This is a genomic window from Cryobacterium sp. N19, assembly GCF_002929595.1.
Classification (GTDB): Bacteria; Actinomycetota; Actinomycetes; order Actinomycetales; family Microbacteriaceae; genus Cryobacterium; species Cryobacterium flavum.
In genome coordinates this window covers 372,141-388,801 of the sequence record NZ_PJJR01000050.1, presented here as the reverse complement: position 1 = coordinate 388,801, position 16,661 = coordinate 372,141, and the positions used below count along the sequence as shown (strand labels likewise).

The following is a 16,661-nucleotide window of genomic DNA, read 5'->3' as shown; positions in this document are numbered from 1 at the left end:
AATTGCGCGTGATGACTTCAGACACGCCCGTTTCCGCGGAAGACCTTTCCAGCAGCGACCCAGAACTCACAACCCTTGCCCCGACCAAGGCCGAACTGCGCGAGCAGACCCGCGGACTGTTCGAAGAGCAGGCGTTGCCTTTTCTCGACCAGTTGTACGCGGCGGCCATGCGCATGACCCGCAACCCCTCCGATGCGCAGGACCTCGTGCAGGAAACCTTCGTGAAGGCGTTCGCCGCGTTCGCGCAGTACGAGCAGGGCACCAACCTCAAGGCGTGGTTGTACCGCATTCTCACCAACACCTTCATCAACCAATACCGCAAGAAGCAGCGCGAGCCCTACCAGGGCACCATCGACGAGCTTGAAGACTGGCAGCTCGGCGGCGCCGAATCGACCACCGCCATGTCGGGGCGTTCGGCCGAGGCCGAGGCCATCGACCACCTGCCGGACAGCGCTGTCAAAGACGCCCTGCAGTCCATTCCCGAAGACTTCCGACTCGCCGTGTACTTCGCCGACGTCGAAGGGTTCTCCTACCAGGAGATCGCCGAAATCATGAAAACCCCCATTGGCACCGTAATGAGCCGCCTGCACCGTGGCCGGCGACTCCTGCGCGAGCTCTTGGCCGGCTATGCGGTTGAGCGCGGGCTGGGCATGGGCCAGGGCCAGAAGACATCCAGGAGCGCAGACAAATGACCGATTGTGGTTGCGAGAAGGCCAAGGCCGAACTCGAGGAATACCTGCACAACGAACTTCGCAAGAATGATGCGGCCGATATTCGGGAGCACCTCGCGAGTTGCACCGACTGCAGCAGCGAGCACCTGGTTGGGCGCACGCTGACCGAGGTCATGCAGCGCGCCTGCAAGGAGACCGCGCCGGAAGACCTGCGCGACCAGGTTCTGCTGAAGCTCCGCGCGCTGCAGGCCTCGCACTAGAGCACCTGAGGCGCGCGTCTCAGGCACGCGGTGACGGTTCCACCTGCCCGAGCAGGAAGACGGCACCTGTCGCATCCGCTATCTGGGCGAAGGTTCCGAAGTCGGAATCCCACGGCTCCCGCAGCACGGCGCCACCGAGCTCCGTCGCCCGTGCCGCGGATGCCCGCACATCGGCGACGCCGAGATAGACCTGCCAGTTCGACGGTACTCCCGGGGGCAGCATGGCGTCGGCGTCGTACACCCCGCCGGTCATCGATTCGTCGTGGCCGAAGGTGCTGTACCGAAAGTCGGTTGTGTCGCTGAGCGGAATCGGCGTCCAGCCGAAAACCTCCTCGTGGAAGGCGATCGCGGCCGTGAAATCGCGGGTGATCAGCTCGTGCCAGACCGGCGTTCCAATCTCATTGTCGGCACCGAAGCCCCGGTGGCCGGCGGCCTCCCAGACTCCGACGGCCGCGCCGGCCGGGTCGGTCAGCACCGCCAGGCGTCCCTGGTCACCGACCGTCTGCGGCGGGGCGAGCACGGCAGCTCCCGCAGCCCGCGCGGCCCGAACCGTTTCGTCGACGCTGTCGGTCGCGAGGTACGTGGTCCAGAAATCCCGGTTGCCGCTCGAGGGGTCCTGGGCGGTCAAACCGGCGATGGCGGCATCGCCGTGAAAGAACATCGTGTACCGGCCGCTCCCAGCGCCGGTCTCGACAGCCCGCCAGTCGAGCAGCGCGGCGTAGAACGCAATCGACTTGGCCGGGTCGCGCGTCACAAGGTCGATCCAGCACGGCTCCCCGAGCCGGTTTTCGGTGCGAAGGGGCATGATCTCTCCTCGGGTTGCCTGCGAGCCTAGAACCGTCGGCGGACAATCGCAACGCCAGCCGACCCGCATCCGCTCGAACGCGGCAAGCGGATGCTGCCATCTGCGACCACAGACAGCCGCGCAGACAGCAATGGAGGGTGACAACGTCACCCTCCATTGCTACCTAAGTTGCTGTGACCGTTACAGCGTCAGGGCGTCGCGCTGCAGCTTGGCCTGCTCGATCGCGTGACGCTTGGCCGACCCGGCAGCCGGCGAGGCCGACGCGGGGCGGGAGAACAGCCGCATGGCGCGCGGGCCGAGCTTGTTGGTCTCGAGGTAGAAGAACGGCCAGGCTCCCTGGTTCTCCGGCTCGTCCTGCACCCAGGCGAGTTCGGCGTTCGGGTACTGGGCGGCCACGCTCTTCAGTTCAACGGCGGGCAGCGGGTAGTACTGCTCGACGCGCACGAGGGCGATCTCGGGGTTCGGGTTCTTCTCGAGTTCGTTCAGCAGGTCGTAGTAGATCTTGCCGGCCATGAACAAGACGCGCTTCACGGCGTTCTTGTCCTGGATGCGGGCATCGTCGATGACCGTCTCGAACTTGCCGCTGGTGAGCTCGGCCACGGCGCTGGTCGCTCCACGCAGGCGCAGCATCGACTTGGGCGTGAACACGATCAGCGGGCGGCGCGGGCGCATGTACGCCTGGCGGCGCAGCAGGTGGAAGTACGATGCGGGCGTCGACGGGCGCGCCACGGTCATGTTCTCTTCGGCACACAGCTGCAGGAACCGCTCGATCCGGGCCGACGAGTGGTCGGGGCCCTGACCCTCGTAACCGTGCGGAAGCAGCAGCACAACGGATGACCGCTGGCCCCACTTCTGCTCGGCGGAGGAGACGAACTGGTCGATGATGGTCTGCGCGCCGTTGGCGAAGTCACCGAACTGCGCCTCCCAGAGCACGAGGGCGTCGGCGCGTTCCACCGAGTAGCCGTACTCGAAGCCCATGGCGGCGTATTCGCTCAGCAGCGAGTCGTAGATCCAGAACCGGGCCTGGTTGTCCTTGAGGTTGGCCAGCGGCAGCCATTCCTGGCCGTTCACCCGGTCGTGCAGAACGGCGTGACGCTGCACGAACGTGCCGCGTCGGGCATCCTGTCCGGCGAAGCGCACCGGGGTGCCCTCGACCAGCAGTGAGCCGAGAGCGAGCAGTTCGCCGAAGCTCCAATCGATGTTGCCGTTGCGGCTCATGTCGAGGCGCTTCTGCAGAAGCTGCTGCAGCTTGTTGTGCACGGTGAAACCGGCCGGCTTGTTGTTGAACGCGTCGCCAATGAGCTGGATGACGCTTTCGGGAACACCGGTCGTTTCCGGCTCGCCGGCAGCGTCCTCGCGGGCCTGTGCGTCGGCGTCGGCCTTGGCTGTGGCGGCCATTTCCGGGGTGATGATCGGAATCGAAGCGGTCTGCGCGGCGTGCGTCTCCATGAAGGCGCGCTCGAGGCGGTCCTGGAAGTCGCGGTGGGCGGCTTCGTATTCTTCCTCTGTAATGTCACCACGGCCGACAAGCGCTTCGGTGTAGAGCTTGCGCACGCTGCGCTTGGCTTCGACCAGGTTGTACATCAGCGGCTGGGTCATCGAGGGATCGTCGCCCTCGTTGTGGCCACGACGGCGGTAGCAGATGAGGTCGACGACGACATCCTTCTTGAACTCCTGGCGGTAGGCGAACGCGAGCTCGCCGGCCCGAACCACGGCCTCCGGGTCATCCCCGTTGACGTGAAAGATCGGCGCCTGGATGGTCTTGGCGACGTCGGTCGCGTAGACGCTGGTGCGGGCATCCTGCGGCAGGGTCGTGAAACCGAGCTGGTTGTTGACCACGATGTGCACGGTGCCGCCGGTGCGGTAGCCGCGCAGCTGGCTCATCTGCAGGGTTTCGAGCACAACGCCCTGGCCCGCCATCGCGGCGTCGCCGTGAATGAGGATGGGTAGGGTGGAGAAGGTGCCGATCGGCTTGCGGTCCTGCTTGGCCCGCACGATGCCCTCGAGCACGCCGTCGCCGGCCTCGAGGTGCGAGGGGTTCGCGGCGAGCGACACCGGAATCTCGGCGCCGTCTTCACCGCGGAAGGTTCCCATGGTGCCGAGGTGGTACTTCACGTCACCGGAACCGTGCACGGTGCGCGGATCCTGCGTGCCCTCGAACTCGCGGAAGATCTCACCGTAGGTCTTGCCGGCGATGTTGGTGAGCACGTTCAGGCGGCCACGGTGGGCCATGCCGATCGCGACCTCGTCGAGGCCCTGCTCTGCGGCGCCCTGCAAAATGGTGTCGAGCAGCGGAATGGTGCACTCGCCGCCCTCGAGGCTGAACCGCTTCTGACCGACGTACTTGGTCTGCAGGAACGTCTCGAAGGCTTCGGCCTCGTTGAGCTTGGCGAGAATGCGCATCTGCTCGTGGTGTGTGGGCTTGACGTAGGACTTCTCGATCTTCTCCTGCACCCACTTGCGCTGGGCCGGGTCCTGAATGTGCATGTACTCGATGCCCGTGGTGCGACAGTAGGAGTCGCGGAGCACACCGAGGATGTCGCGCAGCAGCATCTGGCGCTGGGATCCGAAACCGCCGGTCACGAAGGACCGGTCGAGGTCCCAGAAAGTGAGGCCGTGGGTGGCGATGTCGAGGTCGGGGTGACTGCGCTGCGAGTACTCGAGCGGGTCGATGTCGGCCATCAGGTGGCCGCGCACGCGGAACGAGTTGATCAGTTCCTGCACGCGTGCGGTCTTGTCGACGGCGCTGGCGAGGTCGACGCTGATGTCCGGTGCCCAGTGGATCGGGTCGTACGGGATGCGCAGGGCCGAGAAGATCTCTTCGTAGAAGTTGTGCTGGCCGATGAGCAGCTCGTGCACGATCTTGAGGAACTCGCCCGAACCGGCACCCTGGATGACGCGGTGGTCGTAGGTGCTGGTCAGGGTGATGGTCTTGGAGATGGCCAGGCCGGTGAGCGTCTTCACACTCGAACCCTGGAACTCGGCCGGGTAGTCGAGGGCGCCGGCGCCGATGATGCAGCCCTGGCCCTTCATGAGGCGGGGCACCGAGTGCACGGTGCCGATGCCGCCCGGGTTGGTCAGCGACAGGGTCGCGCCGGCGAAGTCGTCGGCGGTGAGCTTGTTCTGGCGTGCGCGCGTGACGAGGTCTTCGTAGGCGGCGAGGTACTCGCCGAACGTCATCGTGTCAGCGCGCTTGATGGCCGGAACCAGCAGGGCGCGGGTGCCGTCGGGCTTGGGCATGTCGATGGCCAGCCCCATGCCGACGTGGGCGGGGGCGACGACGGAGGGCTTGCCGTCGACCTCGTTGTAGTAGACGTTCTGGCTGGGGAACATCTTGAGCGCGCGAATCAGCGCCCAACCGATCAGGTGGGTGAAGGAGACCTTGCCGCCGCGAGCTCGCTTCATGTGGTTGTTCATGACGATGCGGTTGTCGATGAGCAGCTTGGCCGGAATGGTACGCACGCTCGTGGCGGTCGGCACGGTGAGGCTGGTGACCATGTTGGTCGCGAGCGACTTCGCCATGCCGCGCAGCGGAACGACCTTGTCCTGCTTGACCGGCTCCGAGTCGTCGACGACGACGGCCTGCGGGCTGGTCACGGGAGCGTCGGCGGGAACCGGGGCCGGCTTGGGCGCACTCGAGGTGGTGCGGGCCGTCGGCTGGTTCTCGGTGACGGGTACGGGGGCTGCGGTCGGCGTTGCAGCGGGCGCCGCTGCAACGGGTGCGACCGGTGCCGGTGTGGCCGGGGGAGCGGATGCTGCCGGCGCCGCCGACTGCGCTGCCGCCGGAGCGTTCGCGGTTTGGTGGTAGCTCTCGAGCACCGGCCACCACGATTCATCCACCGACTGCTTGTCGATCAAATATCGTTCGTACAATTCGTCAACGAGCCACTCGTTTGCTCCGAATTCGCCTGACGTTGTCTCGTCAGAAGCTCCACCGGTTACCTGGCCTGACACCGTGGGATCGCCCACTCTCTGCTTTGAATTTGGATGCCCTCGGCGGGTCAATCGCCGGGTCAATCTGCGTTTTCAGTGAGTCTGTCGCTGACGATGTCGACCGCCAGGTCAGTCTGCCCATCTAGCCTAATCCCATCCCGCCGGGCCATAAACACCCCACTGAGCGGCTAGCGTTCTTGGTATGCAGTTCTATGGAACGACGCCCAGCCACGATTTGACCTACTCTGACGTGTTCCTGGTGCCCGGCCAATCGGCCGTCACCAGCCGTTTAGATGTCTCGCTAGCCCCGGATGACGGCACAGGCGCCACGATACCTATCGTCTCGGCCAATATGAACTCGGTCACCGGGCCGCGTCTGGCGGCCTCTCTGGCGCGGCGTGGCGGGCTCGGGGTGCTGCCGCAGGACATGCACCTGCAGGACCTGGATGCGGCCATCCGCTGGGTAAAAGACCAATCGGTTCGTTTCGACACGCCGTTCGTGTTCGCGCCCGACGACACCGTCGAGCGGGCGTTGCGGCAGGTTCCGGCCGTTCCCGGGCAGGGAATCGTGATCCACTCCGGTACCGGTGACTACCTCGGCTGCATCGCCGCCAGCCGACTGGCCACCGCACTGCCCGACGCTCGCCTGGGCGATCTGCTGCACGGTGAACTAACCGCGCTCGACGCCGATGACGTCGACGGGCCGCGTCGCGCGTTCGACCTGATGACCGAGGCCGACATCGACTTCGCCCCGGTACTGCACCACGGCGTCGTGGTCGGAACCCTCAGTCGCAAGAGCGCGCTGCGCTCCACGCTCTACCAGAGCACCCTCGATGGCCACGGACGGCTCAAGGTGGCTGCGGCGATCGGGATCAACGGTGACGTCGCGGCGAAAGCCCGCGCGCTCGCCGCGGCCGGCGTCGACATTCTGGTGATCGACACCGCCCACGGCCACCAGGACGGCATGCTGCGCGCGCTCGGCATCGTCGCCGACCTGAACCTCGGACTGCCGATCGTAGCCGGCAACGTCGTGACCAAGGACGCCGTGCGCGACCTGGTCTGCGCCGGCGCCACCATCGTCAAGGTCGGTGTTGGCCCCGGCGCCATGTGCACCACCCGCATGATGACGGCCGTCGGTCGGCCCCAGTTCTCGGCCGTGCTCGAAACGGCCACCGCCGCCCGCGAACTCGGCGCTCACGTCTGGGCCGACGGTGGGGTGCGCTACCCGCGGGACGTGGCGCTGGCACTCGCCGCCGGCGCGGCATCCGTCATGATCGGTTCCTGGTTCGCCGGAACCGCCGAAGCGCCAGGCACACTCAATACGGATGCCCATGGCGCGCTCTACAAGGAAAGCTGGGGAATGGCCTCGACCAAGGCCGTACAGGCCCGGTTCGAACGCCTCGACGCGTACGACCTCGCCCGCAAGACCCTGTTCGCCGAGGGAATCTCGAGCTCGAAGATTTACCTTGATCCGCTGCGGCCGTCGATCGAGGACCTGCTCGACATGATTACTTCGGGCGTGCGCTCCTCGTTCACCTACGCCGGGGCTACCACCGTGGCCGAATTTCACGAGAAGGCTCTCGTGGGCATTCAGTCGGCGGCCGGCTACGAAGAGGGCAAGGCGCTTCCCGTTTCCTGGTAGGGCTGCGATCGCGCTGTTGGGGCGCCGGTATTTCGCGGGGGCAGCATCCGCTGGTCGCCGGGCGAGTGTCAGATGCGCCCGGTATACTCGGATGAATAATGGATGACCCTCCCACCGCTGAACCGTCTTCTCATAAACCCTCGCCGCTAGGAGCTGGCGGTGTTGCCTGTGTCTGAGCTGATCATGCTCGGGTTCGGCCTCATCCTCACCGTCGGAACGGGCCTTTTCGTCGCCAGTGAGTTCGCCCTGGTGAATCTCGACCGCGCCGACCTCGAAGCGCGACAGGGTCGCGGGGAGACCCGCCTCGCACTGACCATCTCCGCGCTGAAAATCACCTCGACGCACCTCTCGAGCGCGCAACTGGGGATCACCCTCACCACCCTGCTCACCGGGTACACCATCGAGCCGGCCCTGTCGTCGCTGCTGCGCGCCCCGCTCATCACGATCGGGCTTCCCGGCGATGTGGTTCCGCTGTTCGGCACCACGATCGCCATTGTCACCGCGACCCTGGTGTCGATGGTCATCGGCGAGTTGGTTCCCAAGAACTTCGCGCTCGCCCTGCCCATCCAGACCGCGCGCCTGGTGATCCCGTTCCAGACCGTATTCACGACAGTGTTCAAACCGGCCGTGCTGGTGCTGAACAACAGCGCCAACGGTCTGCTGCGCGCCATCGGCATTGAACCCAAGGAAGAACTCTCCGGCGCCCGCACCGCCGAGGAACTCTCCTCGCTGGTGCGCCGCTCGGCCAGCGCCGGACTGCTCGAAAAGGACACCGCGACCCTGCTGCACCGCACGCTGCTGTTCTCCGGACACGATGCCTCCGACGTTATGTCGCCGCGGCCGCGGGTGGCGAGCATCCACCGCACCGATTCGGCGCAGGCCGTCATCGACCTCGCCCGCTCCACCGGTTACTCGCGGTTTCCGGTCGTCGACGAAAGCGTCGACGACGTCGTGGGCATCGTGCACGTCAAGCAGGCGGTAGCCGTGCCGCGCGCCCGGCGAGCGGATGTCCCGGTGTCGGCCCTGCAGACCGACCCGGTTCGCGTGCCGGAGACCATGAAGCTCGACGACCTGCTCAGCGAACTCCGAGGCCGCAGCTACCAGATGGCGATCGTTGTCGACGAGTACGGCGGAACAGCCGGTGTCGTCACCCTCGAAGACCTAGTCGAGGAACTGGTCGGCGAGGTGGCCGACGAGCACGACCGGGCTCGCGCCGGCGTGGTGCGCTCGCCCGATTCCCTGACCTTTCCCGGCATGCTCCGGCCAGACGAACTGCTCGAACGCACGAACGTCGTCGTGCCGGAGCAGGGCCCGTACGAGACCGTCGCCGGTTTCGTCATGAGCGAGCTGGGCCGGCTGCCGGTGATCGGTGATCGGGTTCCGGTCAACGGCGGCTTCCTCACCGTTGAGCGACTGGAGGGGCGCCGCATCGACCGGCTACGCTTCACGCCGGAGGCTGTGCCGGAACCCGCATTGGCCGTTGACACCAAATCCGATCGAAAGAAGGTGAGCGACAAATGAGCGACGGGGCCGGACTTGCCTGGTTGGTCGTGCTCCTCGCAGCCAATGCCTTCTTCGTCGGGGCGGAATTCGCCGTCATCTCGGCCCGCCGCTCGCAGATCGAACCGCTCGCCGAAGCCGGCAAGCGCAGCGCGAAGACCGCGCTGTGGGCGATGGAACACGCGACACTGATGCTCGCAACCTCGCAGCTGGGCATCACCGTGTGCTCGCTGCTCATTTTGAACGTGTCCGAACCCGCGATCCACCATCTGCTCGAGGTGCCGCTGGGCCTGACCGGTCTGCCGGACGGCGCAATCGGCACCATCGCGTTCGTCGTTGCCCTGCTGCTGGTCTCCTACCTGCACGTCGTGTTCGGTGAGATGGTGCCGAAGAACCTGTCCTTCTCGGTGCCGGACCGCGCCGTGCTGCTGCTCGCGCCGCCGCTGGTGTTCGTGGCCCGGGTATTCAAGCCCCTGATCGTGACACTCAACGCCTGTGCCAACGGTGTGTTGCGTCTGTTCGGAGTGCAGCCGAAGAACGAGGCGACGAGCGCGTACACCCTCGACGAGGTTGCCACGATCGTCACCCAGTCCACCCGCGAGGGCGTGCTGAGCGATGGAACCGGAGCGCTCAGCGCCGCGTTCGAGTTCACCAACCTCAAGGTGCGCGATGTGGCGGTCTCTCTCGGCAAGCTGGTTAGCTTGCCGGAATCGGCCACGCCGGCCGACGTCGAGAAGGCCGTGACGCGCCACGGATTCTCCCGCTACGTGCTCGCCGATACTGAGGGCTATCTCACCGGCTACGTGCACTTGAAGGACGTGCTCGACCTCGATGTTGCCGCGGCTTCGGCCGATGCCGCAACGCTGGCCGTGCCAGACAGTTACGCGGGAAGGATCCCGGCCAAGCGCATCCGTGCCCTGATCTCGATCTTCGAAGACACCGACCTTGAAGACGCCCTCGCCACCATGCGGCGTTCGGGCGCGCACCTCGCGCGGTCCTTCACCGCCGAGGGCGAGACCACCGGGGTGCTCTTTCTGGAGGACATCATCGAGGAGCTGGTCGGCGAAGTGCAGGACGCCACGCGTCGCGACTAGCCCCGCAGCTTCTGACCGCCCAGACGTCGACGCGGGCGTAAATGTTCCCTGAAAAATGCACATTCACCTACGAAAGTGCAGAAAGGGAAAGCTCGTGTTAAACCAATTGGAAACCTACTCGGTGCTTCCCGCGCGCGATCTGGCGCGTGCCCGGCGCTTCTACAGAGACGTGCTCGGCATGGAACCCGATGAGGAACGCGTGGAAGGGTTGCTCTACCGCACCCCGAAGGGCGCCGCTATCGTGGTGTACGAAACCGAGAACGGCATCGCCACGACCAGCGCGGATCGCGCGGCCTGGTTCAAGGACACCGAGGGCAACATCATCTGCGTGTCGCAGACCGTCGCCTTCGGCCGCAGCGAAGCCGGGAGCGGGAGGGCTCGCAGAGCTCCACGATCAGCGACTGACTCGCCATCGCCCGTGCCGGGGCGAACGAGCGGACGACCGGGCGGTGGGCCCGCGAGCAGACCGAAAACGACCTATCGTGGAGGCATGGTGAAACCGCGCGGCTGGCTTGAATGGGAGGCCGAACAGGCCCGCGACTGGGTCTACCGGCCCCAGGCCGGCGACGACAAGTATTCGCGCGGCGTCCTCGGCGTGCGCACCGGCTCCAAGGACTACCCGGGCGCCGCGGTGCTCGGCGTCGACGCGGCCGTGCGCACCGGCCTTGGCATGGTGCGCTACCTCGGGCCGCGCCGCGCCGCCACCCTCGTGCTGCAGCGCCGCCCCGAGATCGTGACCGTGCCCGGTCGGGTGCAGGCCTGGCTGCTCGGCTCCGGTATCAACGCCAGCACCAGAACGGATGCCGTCACCACAGCCCTGACGGAAGCCCTTGCGGAGGGCCTGCCCACCGTTCTCGACGCCGGCGCCCTCGATCTGGTCTCCCGGGCGATCGGTCCGACCGTGATCACCCCGCACGCTGGGGAGCTGGCCGCCATGCTCGCGCACGAGGCCAAGCCCGGTTCGGCCTCCCAGATCGCCGCCAACCCGGGGGAGTGGGCCATTCGCGCCGCGCGCCTGTTCGACGTGACGGTGCTGCTCAAGGGTGCCGTCACCCACGTAGCGTCGCCGTCGGGCGCCCGCCTGACCGTGTCGACCGGGCCGGCCTGGCTGGCTACGGCCGGCTCCGGCGATGTGCTCGGCGGCATTCTCGGTGCGCTCCTGGCCACCCACTCCGACCAGCTCGAAACTGATGCCGCCTCCCTCGCCCCGCTCGCCGCCACCGCCGCGCTCCTGCACGCCGAAGCGGCGATGCTCGCCTCCGCCGGCGGCCCGATTGCAGCCCTCGACATCGCCGATGCCGTGCCGCGTGCCGTCGCCGCGCTGCTCGATCACTGGGCCGACCCCGGCGCGCGCTAGGCGACCCGCAGCCTCAGTCGCTAAGGCGGAATGCGGGCGAGAAAGTCCCGGGTGCGGCACTGGGGTGTGGCCGCCCTGGCCAACCGCTGTTCGGCTTGAACCGCTAACCTGCAGTCGGACCGCAGGGCGTCGAGCGTCGCAGCGACCTTTTAGGCCGACTGACCGCCAATTCGACGAAATATGACGGATGCGCCGGCTGGTCCCGCACGACGGCCGGCTGTGCGAAAGTAAAGCGTGCGAATTCACGACGAGACCGGTAGCGGTCAGCGACCCCGGCGGCATCCCCTCGCCGCACTGTGGTCGGCCTTCGCTCTCGTGCACCTGCTGCTGATTCTTCTGGCCGTGTTCGGGCCGGGGTATCCGCTCGGTGACGTCGAGGTGGTCTACCGCGGCTGGGCCGAGAACGCGGCCGCCGGCAGCATCGTGGGAATCACCGAAAACTTCGTCTACCCGCTGCTCGCCCTCCTGCCGATCTTCGCCGCGTTCGCGTTCGGCGGCCCGGCCTACCTCGCCACCTGGTTCGCGCTGGTGACGGCGCTGAACGCGGGGGCGTTCGTCGTGCTCGTGCGCGAACACCGCAGCGCGGCCTGGTGGTGGCTGCTCTTTCTGGCGCTGCTTGGCCCCATCGCGCTCGTGCGCATCGACGCGATCACGGTGCCCCTCGTCATCGTGGCCCTGCTCTGGCTGCGCCGGCGCCCGTTCTGGGGCACGGCCCTGCTCACGATCGCGACCTGGATCAAGATCTGGCCGGTCGCCGTGCTCGCCGCCCTGTTCGTGGCGTCGAAACAACGCTGGCGGATGCTCGGGGTCGCCGCCGCCGTCACCGCGGCGGTCGTCGCCGTGGCCGCGGCGCTCAGCCTTGCCCGCGGCAGCGGAATTCACGTGCTGAGTTTCGTGGCGGAGCAGGCCGGCCGGGGGATCCAGATCGAATCGCCCGTCGCCGTGCCCTGGCTCTGGCAGGCCGCGCTCGGCGTGCCGGGCAGTTTCGTCTACTACGACCATCAGATTCTTACCTTTCAGGTCGCCGGCACCGGCACCACCGCCCTGAGCGTTCTGATGACCCCGCTGCTGGCGGTCGCTGCCGCTGCCGTGCTGCTCCTCGGCGTACGCGCCCAACGCATGGGCGCTGGATGGCTCGCGGTGCTGCCGCCGCTGACGCTCGCGCTGACGGTGACCCTGATCGCGTTCAACAAGGTGGGGTCGCCGCAGTTCATCAGCTGGCTGGCCGCACCGATCATTCTGGGACTCGCGCAGAGCGGCCGGGCCTGGCGTACACCGGCGCTGCTCGGGCTCGCGCTCGCCGCCCTCACCCAGGTCGTCTACCCCTACCTGTATGACTGGCTGCTCGTGGCCAACCCGCTTATGGTGCTCGTGTTGACCCTGCGCAACCTGCTAGAGTTCGTGCTGCTCGGCTGGGCGATCGGGGCGCTCTACCGGCCGAGGCCCGCGCGAATCCGGCCTGGCTAACCACCCCGACTCCAGGTGCACCCCTCGAAGCCGGATCAGGCGTCGATCAGGCGAGGAGCCTCATAGACCTCTGACGAGACGCTCGTATACTCGTTGTTGGATTCCACGGTCGTGGTGGCTTGCGGGGCTGCTGATCTCAATGGCGCACCCGCAGTGCTGCTATCGACCTCCACCGGTATTCAGGAGCATTCTTGTGAGTTCTCGATCCCGCCCGTCACCGGCCGTTGGTGTCAGTGCTGAGCCCGCAGTGAAGCCCGTGGCGTGGCATACCCTCTCTGCCACGGTCGTCGCCACGATGTTGGACGTTGATCCCGGTGCCGGTCTGCAGGACGGCTCGGTTGAGGCGCGACAGGAAGAGTACGGACCCAATGTCCTGGCCGAGCCCAGAAGGGTACCGGCCTGGCGCAAAATCATCCGTTTATTGGCGGAGAAAATGACGCTCGTGCTGGTGATCGCCGCGGTGGTGAGCGCCGTCGTCTCACGCGAATGGGAGACGCCTGTCGTTATCCTCGCGGTGATCATCCTGAACACGGCATTGAATTATCTGCAGGAACGACGGGCCGAAAACAGCCTCCAGGCGTTGCGAACTATGTCTGCGGGAACGGCGGTGGTTCGCCGTAACGGCACCGAGCTGGAGGTTCCTCGGTCCGCACTGGTGCCCGGAGATATTGTTCTGCTCGACGCCGGGGACTCCATTCCGGCCGACGGCCGCATCGTTGAAGAATCGCGGTTGCAGGTGGCCGAGGCCACACTGACCGGAGAATCCGAACCCGTCGGCAAGACGACGCGTGCACTCACGACTGCGAGCCTGCCGCCTGGCGACCGCGACAACATGGTCTTCATGAACACCGAGGTCACCCGTGGCCGGGCCACCATGGTCGTCACCGCTACCGGTATGCGCACAGAGGTCGGTGCAATTGCGGCTTTGCTCAGCGAGGTGAAGGGCGAACGTACCCCCCTCCAAAAGAGGATCGACCAGTTGGCACAGATGCTGACCGTGGTGGCCCTGCTCGTGGTATCCGTTGTCTTTGTGCTGGGTCTCATCCGTGGGCAGTCGTGGTCCGACCTGCTGATCACCGCGGTGTCGCTGGCCGTGGCGACAATTCCAGAGGGACTCACGGCGGTCGTCGCCTTCACTCTGGCGATGGGAGCCGCTCGGCTAGCGGGCCGTGGGGCCATTCTCAAGCAGCTCTCGGCGGTGGAAACCCTGGGCAGCGTCACCCATATCGCCACGGACAAGACCGGCACGCTGACCATGAACGAGATGACGGCACACCGCCTACACATTCACGGACACGATTTTCTGGTTACCGGCGAGGGCTATGCGACGGACGGAAAAATTTTGACCCCGGAGGACCTGCCGGTGCCCGACCTGACCGAGGCGTTACTGGCGATGGCGCTGTGCAACGATGCCGTCATCCGTGACGGCAGGCTGGTGGGAGATCCGACGGAAGGTGCGTTGCTCGTGTTGGCCGAAAAGGGCGGTCTCGATGTTGAAGCAGCCCGGCAAGCTCACCCGCGCGTGGCGGAGGTCCCGTTCGATTCTGAGTACAAATACATGGCCACCTTCCACCGTCTGGCGTCGACAACGCCCAACTCGAACCCGTCCGCGCCGCTGACCGTCGACCAGTGTCTGGCAAAGGGGGCCCCGGTCGCGCTGATGCAGCTGGCCGATTCGGTACTCACCGCGCAAGGAATCCGGCCGATCACCGAGGAACATCGCCGACGGATCCACGCTGCCGTCCAGAAACTGGCCGGGGAGGGCCTGCGCACACTCATGATCGCCGGGCGGCGGCTTGACGCCGTTCTCCCAGACGACGAGAAATCGTTGCAAGCCATGGTCACCGGTTTGACGATCTACGCAATCGTGGGAATTGTCGATCCTGCCCGTGCCGAGGCTGCCGAGGCCATCGCCGTGGCGCGGAGAGCTGGCATCCAAGTCCACATGATCACGGGTGATCACCTGATCACGGCTTCGGCCATCGCCAAGAATTTGGGCATTCCCGGCGACGCCGCGTCCGGTCCGGACCTGGACGAACTGGACGACGGCGAGCTTGGCCGACGTGCTGCCGGTTACGGCGTGTTGGCGCGGGTCACCCCGGCACACAAGATTCGAATGGTCAAGGCTCTGCAGCAGGGGGGCAATATCGTGGCGATGACCGGGGACGGTGTCAACGATGCCCCGGCCCTGAAGCAGGCCGACATCGGTATCGCAATGGGCATCACCGGGACGGATGTGTCAAAAGGCGCAGCGAATATGATCATCACCGATGACAACTTCGCCACCATCGTGGCGGCGGTCAGAGAAGGCCGCGGCATCTATGCCAACATCCTGAAGTTCGTGAGATTCCAGCTCACCACAGCGTGGGGGTTCGTGCTCATCTTTTTGATCGCGGGCATCACCGGGCTGGCCGGCGGTGCGCCGTTCACCGCCCTGCAGATCCTCTGGGTCAATATCATCATGGACGGCCCGCCCGCGCTCGCCCTCGGCGTGGATGCGGCAGAACCGGGCACGATGTTGGAACAGCCTCGCCCGGCCAATGAACGGCTGCTGACCCGAGGTCGGCTCGTCCGAATCCTCGGGTTGGGGATCGTCATGGCCGCTGGCACCATCGCCGTCCTGACCCTTGCGCCGGTCGTGTTCCCGGACAGGGCCGATGATGCGGCATTCGCCAGCACCCTGGCGTTTACCACGTTCGTGTTTTACCAGGTGTTCAATCTGCTTAACGTGCGTTCGGACACGCACTCCGTATTCTCGATCCAGACCTTGACGAACCGGAGCATCTGGGTCGCCCTGGCGGCCGTGATCATCCTGCAGATCTGTGTGGTGCAGCTCCAGGTTCTGCAGGGGCTCTTCGACACCACAGAACTCACTGCATCCCACTGGGGCCTGGCCGTGCTGGTGGGGTCTTCCGCGCTCTGGGTCGATGAAATCGGTAAGTTCCTGGTGCGGTCGCAGGTCCGCCATCGGCGCGGTCCGGCCCCGAGTAGCAGTGCGCGCAATCCCAGCTCAGACCATCACATCTAAGGAGTCACAATGCTTGTAGCCTTTTCCGTTGCACCGTCCGTCGCCGCCGACTCGCAGGGGTCGGTGCACGACGCGGTCGCCGCCGCCGTGCGCATCGTGCGCGACTCCGGGCTGCCTAACCACACCGATTCCATGTTCACCACCATCGAGGGCGACTGGGACGAAGTCTTTGCCGTGATCAAGGCGGCGACCGAGGCAGTGGGAGCCTTCGGGCCGCGCGTTTCCCTCGTGCTGAAGGCCGACATCCGCCCAGGACACACGGGCGAGCTGACCGGCAAGCTCCAGCGACTCGAGAGTGCGTTAGGGCAAGGGAAATCCGACTGAGCAAACCGCCACACGGGCTTCACGTCCTGATTGGGCGGTTAGCTTGTCCGTTCGGAGTCGGGCGGATCATCGGCAGTCAGCGAGCCGGCGTGGGCGCGTATGGTCGGGTCCAGACGAACCTTGATCAGGCTGGCGATTGTGGTCACCGTCAAGACGACAGCGATGACGACAAGACTCAGGTTGGTGCTGATCTCCGGGACGCGGTCGTCGCTAACGTGTCCCCAGTGCAGAACGAGTTTCACGCCGATGAAAGCGAGGATGAGCGCCAGACCGGTGGAGAGGTACACCAACTCGTCCAGGAGTCCCTTGACGAGAAAGAAAAGCGCACGCAGCCCGAGCAGGGCGAAGGCGTTGGCGGTGAAGACGATGTACGGTTCCTCGGTGATACCGAAGATCGCCTGTCGTCGTGAGCGAGTGCATCCGGGGTTCTTCCATCAAGGATAGACACATGAAGCATAATTCGGTAATCTGAGGGCGTATTTTAGAACTGTCATTTCACAGGATTTGCCGCTAGCAAAGCCAACTGGGTGCCACCCATCGGCCTGCGGGCCGGCGTCGCTGTCACCCCCGTTACCGATAA

The 16,661-nt window shown here is 65.9% G+C and carries 12 protein-coding genes; 9 read left to right on the top strand and 3 right to left on the bottom strand.

All coding sequences use genetic code 11. The features are described 5' to 3' along the window. Positions 1-11: 11 nt before the first annotated feature. Positions 12-692, top strand: coding sequence for a sigma-70 family RNA polymerase sigma factor (locus tag CXY78_RS11475; RefSeq protein WP_104089411.1), 681 nt, complete (start codon positions 12-14; stop codon positions 690-692). Beyond that, positions 689-931, top strand: a complete 243-nt coding sequence (locus tag CXY78_RS11470) for a zf-HC2 domain-containing protein (RefSeq protein WP_092340559.1) — start codon at positions 689-691, stop codon at positions 929-931. Before CXY78_RS11475 ends, CXY78_RS11470 begins: the two co-directional genes overlap by 4 nt. 19 nt (positions 932-950) lie before the next feature. On the opposite strand, the gene CXY78_RS11465 is transcribed toward CXY78_RS11470, so the two are convergent. Then, a complete protein-coding gene (locus tag CXY78_RS11465; protein WP_104089409.1) occupies positions 951-1,736 on the bottom strand; it encodes a VOC family protein in 786 nt (261 codons plus the stop codon). 180 nt (positions 1,737-1,916) lie between these two features. Continuing rightward, the gene (locus tag CXY78_RS11460) at positions 1,917-5,690 is read right to left on the bottom strand and encodes a multifunctional oxoglutarate decarboxylase/oxoglutarate dehydrogenase thiamine pyrophosphate-binding subunit/dihydrolipoyllysine-residue succinyltransferase subunit (protein ID WP_092340768.1); all 3,774 of its coding nucleotides are present in this window, start codon (positions 5,688-5,690) and stop codon (positions 1,917-1,919) included. Between the two features lie 181 nt (positions 5,691-5,871). Between CXY78_RS11460 and CXY78_RS11455 the strand changes: the two genes are divergently transcribed. The 7 genes from CXY78_RS11455 to CXY78_RS11425 all read left to right on the top strand — a co-directional run bounded on the left by CXY78_RS11455 (position 5,872) and on the right by CXY78_RS11425 (position 16,081). After that, positions 5,872-7,311, top strand: coding sequence for a GuaB1 family IMP dehydrogenase-related protein (locus CXY78_RS11455; RefSeq protein WP_104089408.1), 1,440 nt, complete (start codon positions 5,872-5,874; stop codon positions 7,309-7,311). Between the two features lie 183 nt (positions 7,312-7,494). Then, positions 7,495-8,832 (top strand): hemolysin family protein, encoded by a 1,338-nt coding sequence (locus CXY78_RS11450; protein ID WP_092340769.1) that lies wholly within the window; start codon positions 7,495-7,497, stop codon positions 8,830-8,832. Beyond that, positions 8,829-9,905 carry a hemolysin family protein gene (locus CXY78_RS11445; RefSeq protein ID WP_104089406.1) on the top strand — a complete coding sequence of 359 codons (1,077 nt, stop codon included), beginning with the start codon at positions 8,829-8,831 and terminating at the stop codon, positions 9,903-9,905. Before CXY78_RS11450 ends, CXY78_RS11445 begins: the two co-directional genes overlap by 4 nt. A gap of 94 nt (positions 9,906-9,999) precedes the next feature. After that, a complete protein-coding gene (locus CXY78_RS11440; protein ID WP_233206166.1) occupies positions 10,000-11,262 on the top strand; it encodes an NAD(P)H-hydrate dehydratase in 1,263 nt (420 codons plus the stop codon). Between the two features lie 234 nt (positions 11,263-11,496). Further along, positions 11,497-12,729, top strand: coding sequence for a glycosyltransferase 87 family protein (locus CXY78_RS11435; RefSeq protein ID WP_233206165.1), 1,233 nt, complete (start codon positions 11,497-11,499; stop codon positions 12,727-12,729). A 193-nt stretch (positions 12,730-12,922) separates the two neighbouring features. Continuing rightward, positions 12,923-15,757 carry a cation-transporting P-type ATPase gene (locus tag CXY78_RS11430; RefSeq protein ID WP_233206164.1) on the top strand — a complete coding sequence of 945 codons (2,835 nt, stop codon included), beginning with the start codon at positions 12,923-12,925 and terminating at the stop codon, positions 15,755-15,757. A gap of 9 nt (positions 15,758-15,766) precedes the next feature. After that, on the top strand, positions 15,767-16,081 hold the full coding sequence (locus CXY78_RS11425; RefSeq protein ID WP_092340565.1) for a thiamine-binding protein: 315 nt from the start codon (positions 15,767-15,769) through the stop codon (positions 16,079-16,081). Positions 16,082-16,119: 38 nt separating this feature from the next. Here the strand turns inward: CXY78_RS11425 and CXY78_RS11420 are convergent, their stop codons facing one another. Beyond that, positions 16,120-16,467, bottom strand: a complete 348-nt coding sequence (locus tag CXY78_RS11420; protein WP_369827302.1) for a hypothetical protein — start codon at positions 16,465-16,467, stop codon at positions 16,120-16,122. Positions 16,468-16,661 lie beyond the last annotated feature (194 nt).

Excerpts from the sequence above, each read along its gene's own strand:
- CXY78_RS11475 (WP_104089411.1), top strand. The coding sequence starts at position 12 with ATGACTTCAGACACGCCCGTTTCCGCGGAAGACCTTTCCAGCAGCGAC.
- CXY78_RS11470 (WP_092340559.1), top strand. The coding sequence starts at position 689 with ATGACCGATTGTGGTTGCGAGAAGGCCAAGGCCGAACTCGAGGAATAC.
- CXY78_RS11465 (WP_104089409.1), bottom strand. The coding sequence starts at position 1,736 with ATGCCCCTTCGCACCGAAAACCGGCTCGGGGAGCCGTGCTGGATCGAC.
- CXY78_RS11455 (WP_104089408.1), top strand. The coding sequence starts at position 5,872 with ATGCAGTTCTATGGAACGACGCCCAGCCACGATTTGACCTACTCTGAC.
- CXY78_RS11450 (WP_092340769.1), top strand. The coding sequence starts at position 7,495 with ATGCTCGGGTTCGGCCTCATCCTCACCGTCGGAACGGGCCTTTTCGTC.
- CXY78_RS11445 (WP_104089406.1), top strand. The coding sequence starts at position 8,829 with ATGAGCGACGGGGCCGGACTTGCCTGGTTGGTCGTGCTCCTCGCAGCC.
- CXY78_RS11425 (WP_092340565.1), top strand. The coding sequence starts at position 15,767 with ATGCTTGTAGCCTTTTCCGTTGCACCGTCCGTCGCCGCCGACTCGCAG.